Origin of the sequence: Paenibacillus sp. FSL P2-0322 (assembly GCF_037975315.1) — a bacterium.
GTDB lineage: Bacteria > Bacillota > Bacilli > Paenibacillales > Paenibacillaceae > Paenibacillus > Paenibacillus polymyxa_B.
In genome coordinates this window covers 378,813-394,953 of sequence record NZ_CP150243.1, presented here as the reverse complement: position 1 = coordinate 394,953, position 16,141 = coordinate 378,813, and the positions used below count along the sequence as shown (strand labels likewise).

The 16,141-nt window shown below is 45.5% G+C and carries 12 protein-coding genes; 3 read left to right on the top strand and 9 right to left on the bottom strand.

Annotated elements, in window-relative coordinates:
* Positions 1–13: 13 nt before the first annotated feature.
* From MKY24_RS01735 to MKY24_RS01710, 6 genes are all read right to left on the bottom strand, one after another.
* Positions 14–796, bottom strand: a complete 783-nt coding sequence (locus MKY24_RS01735) for a muscle M-line assembly protein unc-89 Uncoordinated protein 89 (protein ID WP_339201290.1) — start codon at positions 794–796, stop codon at positions 14–16.
* Positions 797–918: 122 nt separating this feature from the next.
* Complete coding sequence (locus MKY24_RS01730; protein WP_238808321.1) at positions 919–1,161, bottom strand: peptide maturation system acyl carrier-related protein; 243 nt, start codon at positions 1,159–1,161, stop codon at positions 919–921.
* Between the two features lie 46 nt (positions 1,162–1,207).
* Complete coding sequence (locus tag MKY24_RS01725) at positions 1,208–2,332, bottom strand: TIGR04066 family peptide maturation system protein (RefSeq protein ID WP_028541962.1); 1,125 nt, start codon at positions 2,330–2,332, stop codon at positions 1,208–1,210.
* Positions 2,333–2,343: 11 nt separating this feature from the next.
* Positions 2,344–3,792, bottom strand: a complete 1,449-nt coding sequence (gene ccpM, locus MKY24_RS01720) for a Cys-rich peptide radical SAM maturase CcpM (protein WP_049828450.1) — start codon at positions 3,790–3,792, stop codon at positions 2,344–2,346.
* Between the two features lie 77 nt (positions 3,793–3,869).
* A complete protein-coding gene (locus MKY24_RS01715) occupies positions 3,870–4,055 on the bottom strand; it encodes a CLI_3235 family bacteriocin precursor (RefSeq protein WP_071559456.1) in 186 nt (61 codons plus the stop codon).
* A 104-nt stretch (positions 4,056–4,159) separates the two neighbouring features.
* Complete coding sequence (locus MKY24_RS01710; RefSeq protein ID WP_028541960.1) at positions 4,160–5,902, bottom strand: ABC transporter ATP-binding protein; 1,743 nt, start codon at positions 5,900–5,902, stop codon at positions 4,160–4,162.
* A gap of 215 nt (positions 5,903–6,117) precedes the next feature.
* On the opposite strand from MKY24_RS01710, the gene MKY24_RS01705 reads away from it, so the two are divergent.
* Complete coding sequence (locus MKY24_RS01705) at positions 6,118–6,705, top strand: sigma-70 family RNA polymerase sigma factor (RefSeq protein WP_028541959.1); 588 nt, start codon at positions 6,118–6,120, stop codon at positions 6,703–6,705.
* Positions 6,706–6,801: 96 nt separating this feature from the next.
* On the opposite strand, the gene MKY24_RS01700 is transcribed toward MKY24_RS01705, so the two are convergent.
* From MKY24_RS01700 to MKY24_RS01690, 3 genes are read right to left on the bottom strand one after another with little or no spacing between them, the layout of a single operon-like run.
* Positions 6,802–7,656 (bottom strand): carbohydrate ABC transporter permease, encoded by an 855-nt coding sequence (locus tag MKY24_RS01700; RefSeq protein ID WP_023986622.1) that lies wholly within the window; start codon positions 7,654–7,656, stop codon positions 6,802–6,804.
* An 18-nt stretch (positions 7,657–7,674) separates the two neighbouring features.
* On the bottom strand, positions 7,675–8,559 hold the full coding sequence (locus MKY24_RS01695) for a sugar ABC transporter permease (RefSeq protein WP_028541958.1): 885 nt from the start codon (positions 8,557–8,559) through the stop codon (positions 7,675–7,677).
* A 36-nt stretch (positions 8,560–8,595) separates the two neighbouring features.
* On the bottom strand, positions 8,596–9,849 hold the full coding sequence (locus MKY24_RS01690) for an extracellular solute-binding protein (protein ID WP_028541957.1): 1,254 nt from the start codon (positions 9,847–9,849) through the stop codon (positions 8,596–8,598).
* 602 nt (positions 9,850–10,451) lie between these two features.
* On the opposite strand from MKY24_RS01690, the gene bglX reads away from it, so the two are divergent.
* Positions 10,452–12,614, top strand: coding sequence for a beta-glucosidase BglX (gene bglX, locus MKY24_RS01685; protein ID WP_339202248.1), 2,163 nt, complete (start codon positions 10,452–10,454; stop codon positions 12,612–12,614).
* Between the two features lie 25 nt (positions 12,615–12,639).
* Entirely contained in the window at positions 12,640–16,080 is a 3,441-nt protein-coding gene (locus tag MKY24_RS01680; protein WP_339201287.1) for a cellobiose phosphorylase, read from the top strand.
* Positions 16,081–16,141 lie beyond the last annotated feature (61 nt).

The window sequence follows — 16,141 nt, the reverse complement described above, 5'->3', positions numbered from 1 at the left end:
CATGATAGCCGGATCAGACTGCAATATTTACCTTCGTGCCTGCAGTCTTCGCCCCGTCTTTAGCCGAGTCTAGATAGGCATTGAGCTCTTGTTCAGTCCACACCCTGTCTGCCTCTGCATTCGCCTCCTGCTCATCCTTAGGTTCAACCCGATCTGTAATCATCGGTTCGTTATTCACCGCTTCGGTGATACGCTCATTAATATTCGCAGCGATTTCCATGATCTTTCCATTAAGTCCTTCTGCCTTTTCACGCAAAGCTGCTGATTTTGCAGGGTTAGCGTTTTCCCACCCCTTAGCCTCGCTTCCCAATGTGATTTGTGCCGTTTTGGCTATTTTGGCACTCTTCAACTCATTGTTTGCAGATACAACACTATGCATTGTATAGGTGATCAATCTTTGCTGCTGCTCCTCAGCAGTCTTAGGCGTATATTCTTCCTTTTTGCCTTTCTGAGCTTCTTTTTTACTTTCCTCATCCATGCCTAAAGCCTTTTTTTGCTCTTCCAGTGACTGCTTTTGAATGTTCTCGTCAATTTGCTGAATCTGCTTATCTATCTCTTCCATTTCAGCTTTTACAGCTTCCGGACCAAGACCACGCTTGAGAGCATTACTTAAATAGTCCGAACGCCTCTCCATCAAATTTTGCTTTTGTTCTGTCAATTGTTGAATAACCTTGTTTTGTGGCTTGCCTATACCCTTCCTTTCAGCCTGAGCGGAAAGGGAATGCCGTAGTTCAAGTCGGTTGTTATCTGCGGTGCGGAACGGCGATTGGTGAGATGATGTAAATGATACATTCATCCTAAAACCTCCAATTCTCTTCTAAATGAGGATTTTTCAAAATCCTGAAATAAGTGATTCTAGAGGTATATCGGATTTTTTTGTATGTTTTTGTATGTTTTATCATCATTTTCACAAATCCTTCATTCCTTTTCCACTGTTAAGCAGTCCTTTATCGTCTCATACAAGCTGTTATATGTAAGCAACCCCCCTCCCACTATACGCTCTTCCGGAATTAGGATAGCAAAGCTTTTTTCCACTTCAAATAATAGATATACCAGATCTCTGGGGAACAACCCCATATCAGGACCCAGTAATGTAGCCTCTTTATTTATCTCACCCGCTTTTATTTTAAAAAGCTTCCAAAATATATTTTCCAGTTTCATTCCTGTTCCCGTTACATCCTGAGTAAAGTTCATGTTCTTCCCTCCATTACAACTGAACTACGTGATGATCAACCGAAAAATAATGTAAAATATCCTTCGTCAGCCTATTCATATCTTCATCGTTGGACAGATGGAGTACAGGCACGGAATAATTGGAAAACTCCTGCTTTTTCTCTTCCACGAAACGATGATCAACAGATGCATATTGCATATTGACTGTGGAAGAAGAGTAACTGTCGAATACATTGTTACATATGGCATATCCTAATAATGAAGAGGAAAAACGGTTTTCCATGTACTGTTTCACATGCTCCAAATATTTTATATTGTATTCATCATAGTGAAGACAACAGATTAGGCCATCCGCTCTAACAGCGCGGGATACCAAAAATGAGGTTACTCCAAAATAATTCGTGAACGTATTGTTAAAGGGAACAATCCCACCTGGAATGCCCACGAGTATTAGATCAGGCTTTTCGCTCTGCTCTATTTTTTTCAAATACCGATTAAACATGATAATCTTCTGGGTTTCCGTCATACCGCTCTCAAACATAAACTGTGGAAAAGAATGTGCACCAATCAGCTCCCCGCATCCATTAGATGTGATTTGCGACACCCGATATCCTTGTGCTTCAAGCTTCTGCCGAAGGTTAAGCTGCAAATTAAGCTTATGTGTTCGCTCGTTCAGTCCTAATACAAACAGAACCGGTGTAAAAAAATCATGAATAACAGAGCCCGGGTCAGGCGGTAAAATATCTTTCGTGCGTACATCAAATGTATTTTTTAAAATCAGCTTGTCATCTTGCTCCTCACAGGGTTCGATGAATTCCATACATGAGTCTGGCAAAGTGAAATTACACATGACTTTTTTGCCAAGTTGTCCAGCCTTCTGGATCACGGGAAGATACACCTCAGCTACATCCAGCTTGAAATTGGATTTCACCAGTAATATGGCATCACAACGCTCCATTTCTTGCTCCAAACAAGACTCTGGCTTCACTATGAAGCCTGTCACTTCCCCCTTGTCCGTTACACAGGCATCTTTCCCGATCATACCCGACCCTTGAAAAGAAATAAGTACAACTTCCTCATAACTTCCTAATAGATTCAAGTTCCTAACCAGGGCTATCGTTTCATAATCAAACGGAAAAATGATTAATTTATTGGTCATGGAGACACCCCTCATGCTTTTTCAAAATCGAGAATCGTATCCTCGGAGAAATCATAGCCCAGCTCATTCATCATGCAATAATCAAGTAAGGTGTGCCTAATATCATTTTTGACTACCGAACAATGACTCAGCTTCTTTTCTTTGGACAAGGTATGCAAATCATCTGCTACAGCAACACACAGCGTACAAAAGCGGAAATTCCAACAGTTTTTACATGCATCCTCCGTGATTGTCCCTACATTCAAAATCTGGCTGATTTTATCCACTTCAAAGCCTGTGTCCACTTTTCCAATCTGCACCACCTCCGACTGCTCACTGACCCGTTCACATGGATAGAGATTTCCATGCACATCCGCAAACAATCGCTGTACACCAGGCACACAGGGTCCACCATGATGCGCTTCTATCGGCATTCCCGCAGAAGGCTTTCTATAATGAAACATTCGGAAATACATCTGAATATAATAGTCCTTAATCAGCTTGGAGACATGATTTTCATCTACTCTTCCAAACTTGGAAAGCATCATTTTAACTACCTCATAGCCTCTCTGCTCAATAAATTCATTTCTGTACAAAATTTCATCCTTCACATAAGCATCGTTAATGTAGGACGACCTTACACTGTACAGGCTTTCGAAGGTTTCATAATTCGTATAAAAATCATTGATACAACCAAAATCATTACGGGTATCCAGCACCACATTAAAATTAATCCATTCAAAGAGGTCCGGGTAATTTCTCTTAATTTTATCCACATTGGCAATAATCGTATCGAAGGTGCCCCGCCCGTTAACAGCAAATCGTCTGTTTCTGTCATGATTCTCTTGATCTCCGTCCAGACTGATCGTAAGCACAAAACGATGTTCATCCAGAAAGGCCAAAATATCGTCATTAAGCAGCGTACCATTGGTCGTCAAATGAAAGCCTACATCTCTATACGCTACCTGCTCCTTGATATATTCCACACACTTCTTGACCAACGGAAAATTAATAAGCGGCTCTCCCCCATAAAAACCAAAATCCAAACGGTCACTGTCTACTGACCTATCAATGACAAAATCAATACACTTGCGCGCTGTCTCAAAATCCATCATCAGACTGGTATGACCTCGATTGTCATATCCTCCTGAATAAACGCAGTAAGAGCATCTAAGATTGCAATTTTGAGTTACCTGTAAGGTGAGGGTCTTCAGCTGATGCTGAAGCATATGCTCCAGGTGCTTTGTCTTGGGATGATTCATAATCTGCGGACGCTGTGAAGATAAAAATCCGTTATCCAACAAGTCACGGATATAGTGCTGCAATTCCGGTGTAGCCTCCATCTGATCCAGGTCGAAGCTGGAATGCGAATTCAGGAAATGGTAAGCCTCCTCTTTAATCCTCAAAATTAAATTGGTATTTACATCATATACATAATGGTGGAGTCTCGTCTGAAATGTGTATATAAAGGGTTGGCACATGTTCATGATTCACACCTACTCTGTTTTGATGTGGACAGAAGCCTGGAATGCCCAGGCTCCTCCATACAGATACAAGCTTAATAATTACCAATTCCAGTTCCGTTATCTCTGCGATAAGAACCGTCACTTTCACGCTGAGTATTGGAGCTTCGAGTCAAACTGCCTGCGCAATAACAGGAGCAAGGACAATAACAGGAACAACCACAGCCAAATGCCTCAATCGTGTCGCCTACATTCGTGCTTCTTTTCACAAGCTTACGCATGTTAAACTACTCCTCCCATTCATGATATGATTTAAAAAGGTGTTCACCTATACTAATTCCGTACATGGTGTTAAATCACACTATGAAAGCGTTTGTTTTTTTCATCATTTTATGGGGACCTCTTCTTCCCCTAATACCCATCCTCTGTATTCTGCATGACAGGTCATAAAATGGGAGTGTGATCCTATTTGGGCTGGTTCGCCGTTCTCCAACAAAATAACTCTATCAACATGCGCTAGTATCTCGCTGCGATGTGTAACGATGATTACGGTCTTTTCACGCAACCGGGTCTTCAACAATTGCTGAACATTTAGCCTAGCTGCTGTGTCTAGATTGGAGGTCACCTCGTCGAGAATAAACAATGGCGCTTCCCTGATCAATGCCCGGGCCATAGCAATTTTCTGTCTTTGCCCACCCGACAATCTGGAGCCATTCGAGCCTATAGGGAAGTCATCTGCCGAGTTCTGAACCAATTCTTCCAGACCAACCTCCGCGATAATGGCCTCTATTGCATCATTAGTGACTTCTGTGCCTATGCGGATATTGCCAAAAATAGTAGTATCAAATAAATACACCTGCTGACTGACCAAAGCTATTTGACTTCGATACTCATCTATCTCATAGCTTTGGATGTCAATGCCGTCATAAGTGATTATCCCTTGATCAGGCTGGCTGAATCTCATAATCAGATCCAGCAACGTAGACTTCCCTGCCCCATTTGCTCCAATGATAGCTACTTTTTCCCCTCGGGCAATCCTAAAGCTCACGTGGGGCAGTACGGGTTCGTCCTTGGTATAGGAAAAAGAAACATTATGAAATGCAATGTGATCTTCGAATGGCGGCTCAGTTAGTAAAGACGCTGGAGTGAATGAATTAGATGTTTCTTCCTCTGCCCAATCCAAGAACTGATAATATCGAATGGCGGAGGGAACGACTTCAGCCAGCATATAGCCAATGTTTAAAATAGCGAATACAGGAGTGGTAACATAAGCACTGTAAGAAACAAAGGCAAAAATCCCACCTACAGTAAGCTGTAAACGAAAGATAAGATTAGCACCCACAACGTACAAAAGCATCATTAGAAGCTGAATTAAAATAGATTCCGAAGCGATATTCCAGGCGTCCAGAAGTGATAATTTTCGTTCTGATTCTACAATTCGACGCTGCTTGGATGAGAACTGCTGATGCTTATGTGGAATAAGACCAAACATTCGCTGCTCCTTCATGCCCCCGACAGATTCCCCAAACCACTGAGCAAAATCACTACTGCCTTCAATTAAATCCCCCACCAGTTTTTTTCTACGCTTCACAAAATACTTCACCACAACATATTTGATGGGTAAAAAGCACAGCACGATTACAGTCATTTTCCAGTTAATGAGCAGCAAACCACATAAACCACCAATCATGCTGAACGCCTGCATAATGACAAAAAATACTCCACTATCTGTGATCCTCGATACATTGCCTACATCCGTGCCAATTTGGTTCAGCAGCTCCGCTTCATTGGTTCGGTTAAAATAACTCATTCGTACTCTTGTCAGATGCAGATACGCCTTTTCAAATAATGAAAAGGTAACCTGTGCGCTTAAGCCTGCCCGAAAGGTTTCTTTACACACATTCAGCAGCTTATCCAAGCAAACGATTAAAAACGCAGCAGAAGTGTACAGGATTACAGCCTGCATATTCCCTTTCAGGAGACCTTGATCCACAATAATCTTGCTTGTTAAAGGCAATAATATATTCAAGCCCGCTGATAGGATGAGACATATCAAAATGATAGTGACCGTCTTCAGATAAGGTCTAAATGTTGCTGCCAAACGTTTATATACTATGGATTCTTTCATCCTTCCCCCCCTTTCACCAGGTGCACCCTCTCCCCCTATTAACTAATTCCGTATCAGAATCAAAATCACTTTAAAATATCTTTTAACTGTTCTAGTAATTCCACATTTACGAGATTAAATATGATTTATGTCATTCTTGAAAATTGGAATTAATGTATATGATTGGCACATACAAAAATCATTTATTTTTTATCCGTCCAAAGGGGGCTTGAACAATGCCGACTACGATGGTTATCGACTGTTGCAAAGAGGATCAGTGCAGAGGTAGTTCCAGATGCTTTTACAGAAAAATTTGTGAACTTTATCTGAGTGAGGTATATCGTTTCTGTATGCATTTAATCAAGAATCAGTCTTGCTTTACATTTATGGCAGAAGAATGTACACAAGATACTTTTGTAGCGGCAAGACAGCAATTGCTCAAGCTCAAACATCACCCCAATGTAAAGGGTTGGCTGTACCTTACGGCTAAAAATCTTATATATAAATCATTTAGGTGCTACTATACACAAAAAAAGCATGAAACTACGCTTGAATGTGAGAAAATCTGTAGTTTTTCAAATTCGGTAGAGGAGGAGTGGGAAAATCGTAGATTGGGAGATGTGGATACGGTTATCGTTAATATTCTAATGCAGCTTTCCAACAATGAATATACACTCTATGAAGACTACTTTTGTCGACAACTGTCTGTGCCCTTGCTCGCTACCAAATATAATATTTCGGTTACGGCTACAACGACTCGAATCTATAGACTGAAAAGAAAGCTTCGTACATTGTCCCATCAATATTGTCTAACTCATATATAAATATATCTATGTAAAGCAAAAACAGCGGAGCCCCTCTCCCAAAGAGAAGCTCCGCTGTTCGTTCTTGTGACTATGACTTGTATTCATACTACACTATTACTTAATCCCCGAAATCGTGTAGTTCTCAATAATATACTTTTGGAAAACAATGAAGATAATCATGATCGGAACGACCATGAAGGTCGAGCCTGCCATTTGAAGAGCAAATTGACTTTCGTTCTGCCCCTTGAGCAGTGACAGCCCGACGGACAAGGTGTACAGCTTCTCATCGTTCGCAATAATGAGCGGCCACAGGAAGCTATTCCATCCACCAATAAAGGTTAAAATGGCCTGTACTGCCAGAATTGGTGTCGAGATAGGCAATACGATTTGCAGAAAAGTACGGAACTCCCCTGCTCCATCGAGACGTGTCGCCTCCAGCAATTCTTCCGGGATATCGGACATAAACTGCCGGAACAGGAAGATCGCGAACGCGCCTACCAATCCAGGAAGGACAATCCCCAGCATGGAATTGGTCAATCCCATCTGGTTCAGGATCAAGTAGACGGGAATCATCGTCACTTGACCTGGAATCATCATCGTTGCCAGTACCAGGTAGAATAGAAACCCTTTGCCTTTAAATTGGAATTTGGCAAAGCCATAACCTGCCATGGCATTCAGGAATAATCCGAAGAAGGAAGCTAAAACAATGATCAGCGTATTCGTCAGATAGGTTCCAAAAGCCATGCTATCGAATAGTAATTTAAAATTATCCAGTGTAAAATGCTGCGGCCAGATGGTCGGAGGAATTTTGGTTACCTCACCCTCTGTCTTAAAGGAGGATAGAATCATCCACGCAAAAGGCAGCACCATCAACAGACCTCCCACGGTCAGGAGAATCGCCACGAACCATTGAAATGTTTTTTCACCACTGCGCGTATTGGCGCGGGCTTGCTGAACAGCTGTTTTCACGTTCATCACCTCTCTCTATCAGGACTCCGCTTTATTTTGCAAACGGAACTGAATCAGCGTCACCGCGATGATCGCGAAGAACAGAATGAACGATCCCGCCGCGGCATACCCGAATTTACTAAATTGGAAGCCGTTATTGTAAATGAACAGGGATGCTGTCAGCGTGCCATCGAGCGGTTTCCCTTTAGTCATGACAAACGGTTCCTCGAAAAATTGCAGCCAGCCAATCATCGTCGTGATGGACACGAAGAAAATAGCGTAACGAAGCTGCGGAAGCGTAATATAACGAATTTGCTGCCATGTATTGGCACCGTCAAGCTGAGCCGCTTCATAATAAGAGCCCGGAATCCCTTTAATAGCCGCAATAAAAATAATCATGTTTAAGCCGATGCCCCGCCAAACTGCCAACACAATCAACGAAACCTTCGCTACTGTTGGATCGGTCAGCCATGGGACGGGACCTAAATTCATTAAACCAAGTACATAGTTGAATAATCCAAGCGTCGGATTATATAGATAGCTCCAAACGACTGCGACCGCAACCACATTCGTTACGGACGGTAGATAGAACACGACGCGGAATACTTTAAAAGCACGTGATTTACCCATGTTAATCAGAATCGCGATGCTAAGCGAAAATATCAGCACCAACGGAACACCGATGATGACGAAGAACAAGGTATTACCAAGGGACTTTATAAAGGAAGGGTCCATTAGTACGTTTGTATAATTTTCCAGACCTATAAAGCGAATACTATCATAATTAACGAGTCCTGACAGATCCATATCCGTGAAGCTGATTACGAGCGCCAGTAGAATCGGCAACAGCGAAAACAGCGTCAACAGGATGATGGAGGGACCGATAAACAAGTATGGCGCAAGCTTCTGCGAGCTTCCTTTCATGCCTTCACTCCCTTTGACAATGGCGGATATGGATCATTATTTTTTCATAATACTTGCAGCCTGCTGATTAAAGTCATCCATTTCCTTCTGTACGTCCGCTTGACCACGGTAAACACGCTCAAAGCTCTTGATGAATTGTTGAGAAACCTCTTCCCATGCTGCCAGTTGCGGCAATGCTGCGGAATGGTCCAGCTGTTTACGAATAGTTTGAAGCATCGGATCACTCTTAAGCTTGGCATCTTCCCACGATTTAGTAGCCGCAGGCAAGTTACTGGACAGTTCCATCCATTTCAGCTGCGTTTCTGGTTTACTCATGTAAGCCATGAATTTGGCCGACTCCTCTGGGTGCTTGCTGAATTGCATAATTGAAAGGTTCGCTCCACCCAAAACGGACAGGTTGTTTACTTTGCCAGGAAGCTCCGCTATATTCCATTTACCTTCCAGTTCTGGTGCCTTGCTCTTGATTTCTTTAATCATAAAAGGACCGCTGATAAACATTGGAACGATACCATCACCTTGTAAACCTTGAACAGAGTCAATTCCAATATCCACTGCGTTAGAGCCGTTTTGGAAAAAAGTATTCAAATACTTCACAGCATCTACAAACGGTGGTTGGTTGAACAACGGATTGCCCTGCTCGTCAACCAGTTTGGAACCGTTCTGGAGAGCAAACATAAAGCCCATAGACTGCTCCTTTGCACTAAAGGAGATACCATATTTGCCTTTGCCCCGAGCCGCCAGCTTTTGGGCAGCATCGGAAAGCTCTTCCCACGTTTTAGGTGCTTCATTATATCCGACTTGTTTCAGTAGGTCGGAACGATAGAACAAAACTCTCGTTTCAGTGTACCAAGGCACACCGACCGGTTTCCCTTCAAATTTTGTCGTACCTACAGCACCCTCGAAGAAATTCTTCGATTCCAGTTCAGGATACTTGCTGATATAAGGGGTAATATCCGTCAATGCACCCGCAGACGCAAGTTCGGGAACCCATGATGTACCTAACTGAACCACGTCCGGACCGGATTTTGAAGCAACTGCTGTCAGCAGCTTATCGTGAGCGTTATCCCAAGGCAACGCCTGTACATCAACGTGAATATCTGGATTTTCTTTCTCAAAATCTTTTACAATTTCAGGCAGCAGTTTCCCTTCTGCTCCCATGCCCCACATGGTGATGGTCGTCTTGCCGTTCGCATCTTTGCCAGACGAATCATCCTTGGACGAGCAGCCTGCCAGCGCGCCCCCCAGTAATAAGGTGCTTGCCAAAATGATCCCCAACGTTCTTTTCATCATACGAATTCCTCCCGAGATGATCGGTTTACCGATCATGCAATATGATAACGGATTCAAATACGAGGATTTTGCGAAAATACAATTAGCGACTTCCAATGAACAATATATAGAACGAAATGGTCTCGTTCATCTATATATTGCATTTTGGAGCGACTGGAATCGAATCTTGCAAAATCCTGATGCATGTAAATACATAGCGATTAAAGAATACCGCTATAACACTTATGTTCAAAGCACAAGGACCATACCCGTCAATAGAAACGTTTCGATAGTCATTATAGAACAAATTGAAACCGTATTCAATAGGAATATTATATTTTATTCGCTCAGAATCCCGACTTTTTTTCGTTTATATCATCTTTATTACGTTATTTAGCCTATAAAAACCCCCTGAATTGGATTTGACTCTCCATTTGAAAGCGTATATAATCCAACTGAGTTCAACAATAGAAACGTTTCGATTAATAATACGACAGAATATTATGCTTCTATACTAGCTATTAGCCTGTTCAGCACTTTTTTGAATCAATTTTATCCAAAAAATCTCATGAATCTGAAAAAAAAGAGCTGTCCACCAACAATACAGCTTATGGAGGATTATGATGGAACAACACCTGAATTCCTATTTAGAAAACATGACGCTTGAAGAAAAAGTCGATCAACTGCTACAGCTTGTGGGTGCCTTCTTTGAAGAAGCGGGAACGGATAGTCAAATTACTGGCCCCATGGCTTCTCTCGGCATCACAGAGGAAAATGTCCATAACGTCGGTTCCGTGCTTGGTATCGCAGGGGCCAAGGAAGCGATTCGTGTTCAGCAGGCTCATTTGAGTAAAAATCGTCTGGGTATTCCGCTTTTAATTATGGCAGATATTGTACACGGCTTCAAAACGATTTTCCCTATCCCGCTGGCCATTGGTTGCTCATGGGATATGCAACTTGCAGAAGAGAGCGCTACCATTGCAGCCCGCGAGGCGGCTGTATCCGGTGTTCACGTCACATTCGCTCCTATGGTCGATCTGGTGCGTGACCCGCGCTGGGGCCGTGTGATGGAATCTACAGGGGAAGACCCTTACCTCAACAGCGAATTTGCTCGTGCGTTTGTGCGCGGGTTTCAGGGTAAAGATCTGACGAACGATACCGACCGGGTGGCTGCATGCGTGAAGCATTTTGCCGCATATGGAGCTGGCGAAGGCGGACGGGATTACAACACTGTAGATGTATCCGCATGGCAGCTGCGAGAGTATTATCTCCCCTCCTACAAAGCTGCTTTAGATGAAGGCTGCGAAATGGTGATGACGTCCTTCAATACCGTAGAAGGTGTAGCCGCAACGGGCAATAAGCGCCTGATGCGTGATTTGCTTCGTGATGAATGGGGCTTTGATGGTGTACTCATCTCGGATTGGGCCGCCATCAAGGAGCTTATCCCTCACGGCATCGCCGAGGATGAGCGCGAGGCAGCGAAGAAAGCACTGCTGGCTGGCGTAGATATTGAAATGATGACCTCCTGCTATAACGGGCATCTGCCTGAGCTGGTTCGCAGCGGACAACTGGATGAAGCGCTCATTGATGAAGCCGTGATGCGTATATTGAAGCTCAAGCAAAAGCTGGGCTTGTTCGAAAACCCGCTACGCGGCGCAGACCCTGAGCGTGAATGTGAAGTTGTGTTCTGCGAAGCTCACCGTACGGTTGCCAAAGAATTAGCTATTAAATCTTGCGTATTGCTCAAAAATGATTCCGTTCTTCCATTGAATCGCAATCAGCATATTGCGTTGATCGGACCTTTCGCAGAGAGCGGTGATATCCTGGGCTCTTGGTCGTGGAGTGGTTCACAGGAGGAAGCTATTCGCGTTGTCGACGGGTTCCAATCGAAAATATCCTCCTCGCTGCTCACGGTTGCGGCAGGTTGCTCTATCGACGATATAACTGAGGAGCAATATGCGAAAGCTCTGCAAGCAGCCAGCCAAGCAGAGGTTATCGTGTTGGCGCTTGGTGAGCGCTCCGATATGAGTGGTGAAGCAGGCAGCCGTTCCAATATTCGCCTGCCACAAGCCCAGTTGGAACTAGTGAAGCGCCTGAAGACGCTGAACAAGCCTATGGTAGCCGTATTATTTAATGGTCGTCCGTTGGATCTGCACGGTGTCATTGAAGAAGCAGACGCCGTATTGGAAGCCTGGTTCCCTGGTGGTGAAGGCGGCGCGGCGATTGCCGATTTGTTGTACGGTGATGCCGAACCTACGGGTCGCCTGACCATGTCATTCCCGCAATCGGTCGGACAGGTGCCCGTGTACTACAATCATTTTAATACGGGACGCCCGCAGTTAGATCCGAATACAAAAGAACGCTACGTGTCCCAATATCTAGACGTACCAAACGAACCTTTATTCCCGTTCGGCTATGGACTGAGCTACACCGATGTAGCCTATGACAGCGTACAGCTTTCCGGCGATACCCTTATACCCGGTCAGGAACTGACCGTTAAAGTGCAGGTAACGAACACAGGAACACGTCCGGTCGAGGAAACCGTCCAGTTCTATGTTCGTGATATCAGCGGTGATACGGTTCGTCCAATGAAAGAACTGAAAGATTTCTGCAAAGTCCTTCTTGCCCCAGGCGAAAGCCGGGAAGTGGAATTTGCATTGACCGAGCCTCAGCTGCGCTATCATCATGCAGATTTGAGCTTCAGTAGTGACAGCGGTGAATTTGCCGTCTTTACAGGACCTAACAGCCGAGATACTAGTGAAAGCCGTTTTCGGTTAGTGAAATAAACAGGAAAGTGAGGCGTTCCCTTTGATGAATACAAGTCTGGATCAAAATATTTTGCTACGGGCCGGCGACCTGTCTTTTACCTTCTTGAGCAGCGGTGATGTGTATAAGATCGCTCACGGCTCAACGATGATCAACCAGCTGTTGACCAATTCAGTCGACGGTTCCTTGAACAATCTGTACTTGAGATTGTACCGTCCGTCCGGTGTAAGTATCACTCCCCTGCTTGGAGTTCGCTCACCGGGAGTCATCCGACAAACGGATCAGCAGATTATTTGGGAGGGTTTCACCGCTGGTGTAGGCTATCAGGTGACCTTCACGCTAAGCCGCCTGGGAGTATGGTTCTGGGATGTAACCCTACAGGGCGATGACGTGGAAGCAGATGTCGTGTACGGTCAGGATATTGGCATTGCCGATACCGCCGCTGTGCGCAGTAATGAAGCTTATTTGTCTCAATATATTGACCACACCGTCTACCATGATGAACAAAGAGGCTACACCGTTTGCTCACGTCAAAACCAGCCTCAAAGTCAGGCGTTCCCATACATTCAACAAGGCTCGTTAACCCGCACTGTTGGTTACTCGACTGACGGATTTCAGTTCTTTGGACTTTCGTACAAAGAAACGAATGAGCCGGAAGCACTCCATCGTGACTCGCTCGCCAATGAAGTGTACCAATACGAATTCGCCTATACCGCGTTGCAATCTGAGCGGGTGAAACTTGCAGGGGAAGCTCGCTTTACTTTTTACGGTCTGTTCCAGCCCAATCATCCAGCCGCAGTGACAAAGCTGGAGTATCAGGAGCTGGTGACAAAGGCACGTGACGAAGTAGCTGCCGTTCTAGCGGACACTTCCGAGACCAGCATACCGGCACACGCGACAAGTGATCTTCAGGCAGGGCGTGTGGCTCCAGCTCAAACCATCGGTGAGCCGCTGCGCACGCTGGACTTAACCGCTGCCGAAGTGAATCAACTTTTCCCGAAACGGCAGGAAGAAGAACGGGATGGAGATGAACTACTTTCCTTTTTCACGGACAGCTATGAGCATGTCGTACTCAAATCCAAAGAGCTTCGTGTAGAGCGTCCCCATGGGCACATTTTAATGGGCGGGCATTACGCAGGAGGCAAGGAAGAAACCATTACAACCACCTCCTATATGTACGGGGTGTTCAACTCCCAGCTCGTGATCGGCAATACAAACTTCAACAAAATGATCACCAACGCGCGTAATGCGCTCAATATTCCCAAGACATCCGGTCAGCGTATCTATGTCGGAATCCAAGGGAAATACCGCCTGCTCACGATGCCTTCCCTGTTCGAGATTGGCTTTAATTATGTGCGCTGGTACTACAAAACGGCTGACGATACATTCATTATTACAAACCATACAAATGCCGATAGCCCAGAAGTACGGCTTCATATGCGTGCGGCAAGCGGCAAAACCTATCCGTTCCTCATCACTCAGCAAATGTCTATGCATGTGAACGAATATGAGCTTCCGTTTCATATGGAACATGCAGGTGACGCCCTGCTCTTCCGGGCAGACTCTGCTTCCCTGAGTGCCGAAGCCTATCCAGACCTGCTGTACCGAATGCACGTCGAGGGTGCTCCATTACAGCAGGTGAGCGACGCTCACGTACTGCTACAGGGTACAGCTTCCGCTGATGCGTCCCTAGTCGTGCTGGAGCTGGGTGACAGCAGCGAATGGACCTGCACCGTGCAGGGTTGGCTGAATGGGCTTTCAGCCGGGCAAGAATCAGCGCACAAAGAGCGTCACGCTTCCTTTGAAGATGAGCGCGAGCGCTATCGGGAATATTTTGCCGAGCTTATGAACGGTTTCCATCTGTCGCTGGGTCAACATGAAACGAGTGAGCTATTCCGTGTGAACGCAGTGGCTTGGTGGTACACCCACAATATGCTCGTTCACTACTCTGTGCCTCACGGTCTGGAGCAATACGGCGGTGCAGCCTGGGGAACACGTGATGTGTGTCAGGGGCCTGTGGAATATTTCTCAGCTACGCAAAAGTTCGACGAGGTTCGTTCCATTCTGCTGACTGTTTTCAGCCATCAGTACGAGGACAGCGGAAACTGGCCGCAATGGTTTATGTTTGACAACTATACTCACGTGCAGCAAGAAGAAAGCCATGGGGATATTATCGTCTGGCCGCTCAAGGTACTGGGCGACTATTTGACCGCTACCCGTGATTACAGTATTCTGGGAGAAAATGTACCTTACACCCATCGGCATACTTTCGATTATACCAAGCAGACCGCGACTCTCATGGAACATGCCCTGAAGGAAATCGAATATATTCGGGAGAATTTCCTTCATGATACGTATTTGTCGGCCTATGGCGACGGCGATTGGGATGATACCCTCCAGCCAGCCAATGCTCAGCTGAAGCAATACATGGCGAGCAGCTGGACGGTTGCACTCACCTACCAAGTTATTAGTAACTTTGCTGCTGCTTTGGAGCAGGCCCCCGCGGGTGTAGTAAGCGAAGCCGACAAGATCGCACAAGATCTACATCAAATGGCTAATGGCATCCGTAAAGACTTTAACCGCTACATGCTGGAGAGCGGAATTATTCCGGGCTTCGTGTATATGGAAGAGCCCGGTCAACCTAAGCTGATGCTCCATCCGTCTGACACCGAGACAGGAATCCATTATCGGTTGCTGCCAATGACACGCAGCATGATCAGCCAGCTGCTCACGCCTGAACAAGCATTGGCTCATGAGCAGCTCATCCGTGAGCAGTTCCTCTGCCCGGATGGTGTGCGTCTGATGAACCGCCCTGCACAGTATGATGGCGGTGTGAGCTCGCACTTCAAGCGTGCAGAGCAAGCGGCCAACTTTGGACGTGAGGTCGGGCTGCAATATGTGCATGCCCATATCCGCTTTGCGGAAGCGATGGCCAAGTTGGGACGCAAGGATGACGCTTGGCACAGCTTGAAGCTCATCAATCCGGTCGGCATCCGTGCGTCCGTACCGAATGCCGAATGGCGCCAAAGCAACGCCTATTTCAGTAGCTCGGACGGTAAATTTAACACCCGCTATGAAGCCCAGGAACGGTTTGGTGAACTGCGTGAAGGAGCCATACCCGTCAAAGGCGGCTGGAGAATCTATTCCAGCGGTCCGGGAATCTACATGAATCAGCTCATATCGAATGTCCTTGGTATTCGTCAATCGGGCGAAGACCTGATCCTGGACCCTGTGCTGCCGGATCATCTCGACGGATTGGAATTTGAATTTTCCTTTGCAGGAAAACCAATTACCTTCGTCTACCGCATGCTGCAAGAGCGTACTGGTAGTGAGCAAGGCCGTGCAGTATTGAACGGGACACCACTGGAAAGCGTGCCAGCCGATGATAATCGCTACCGCTCTGGTGCCTTGCGCATCAAACGTGAGATTTTCGAGCAGGCCTTAGCAGAACATGACGGTGTACACCGTCTGGAAATTATTTTATAAAGAGTTTTTGATGCTAAATCTGGTATAGGCAACAAAGGGATGGCGATCTTGCGGGATCGCC

Bases quoted from the DNA above. Each gene is read 5' to 3' on its own strand.
- MKY24_RS01735 (WP_339201290.1), bottom strand. From the start codon at position 796: ATGAATGTATCATTTACATCATCTCACCAATCGCCGTTCCGCACCGCA.
- MKY24_RS01730 (WP_238808321.1), bottom strand. From the start codon at position 1,161: ATGAAACTGGAAAATATATTTTGGAAGCTTTTTAAAATAAAAGCGGGT.
- MKY24_RS01725 (WP_028541962.1), bottom strand. From the start codon at position 2,332: ATGACCAATAAATTAATCATTTTTCCGTTTGATTATGAAACGATAGCC.
- ccpM (WP_049828450.1), bottom strand. From the start codon at position 3,792: ATGTGCCAACCCTTTATATACACATTTCAGACGAGACTCCACCATTAT.
- MKY24_RS01715 (WP_071559456.1), bottom strand. From the start codon at position 4,055: ATGCGTAAGCTTGTGAAAAGAAGCACGAATGTAGGCGACACGATTGAG.
- MKY24_RS01710 (WP_028541960.1), bottom strand. From the start codon at position 5,902: ATGAAAGAATCCATAGTATATAAACGTTTGGCAGCAACATTTAGACCT.
- MKY24_RS01705 (WP_028541959.1), top strand. From the start codon at position 6,118: ATGCCGACTACGATGGTTATCGACTGTTGCAAAGAGGATCAGTGCAGA.
- MKY24_RS01695 (WP_028541958.1), bottom strand. From the start codon at position 8,559: ATGAAAGGAAGCTCGCAGAAGCTTGCGCCATACTTGTTTATCGGTCCC.
- MKY24_RS01690 (WP_028541957.1), bottom strand. From the start codon at position 9,849: ATGATGAAAAGAACGTTGGGGATCATTTTGGCAAGCACCTTATTACTG.
- bglX (WP_339202248.1), top strand. From the start codon at position 10,452: ATGGAACAACACCTGAATTCCTATTTAGAAAACATGACGCTTGAAGAA.
- MKY24_RS01680 (WP_339201287.1), top strand. From the start codon at position 12,640: ATGAATACAAGTCTGGATCAAAATATTTTGCTACGGGCCGGCGACCTG.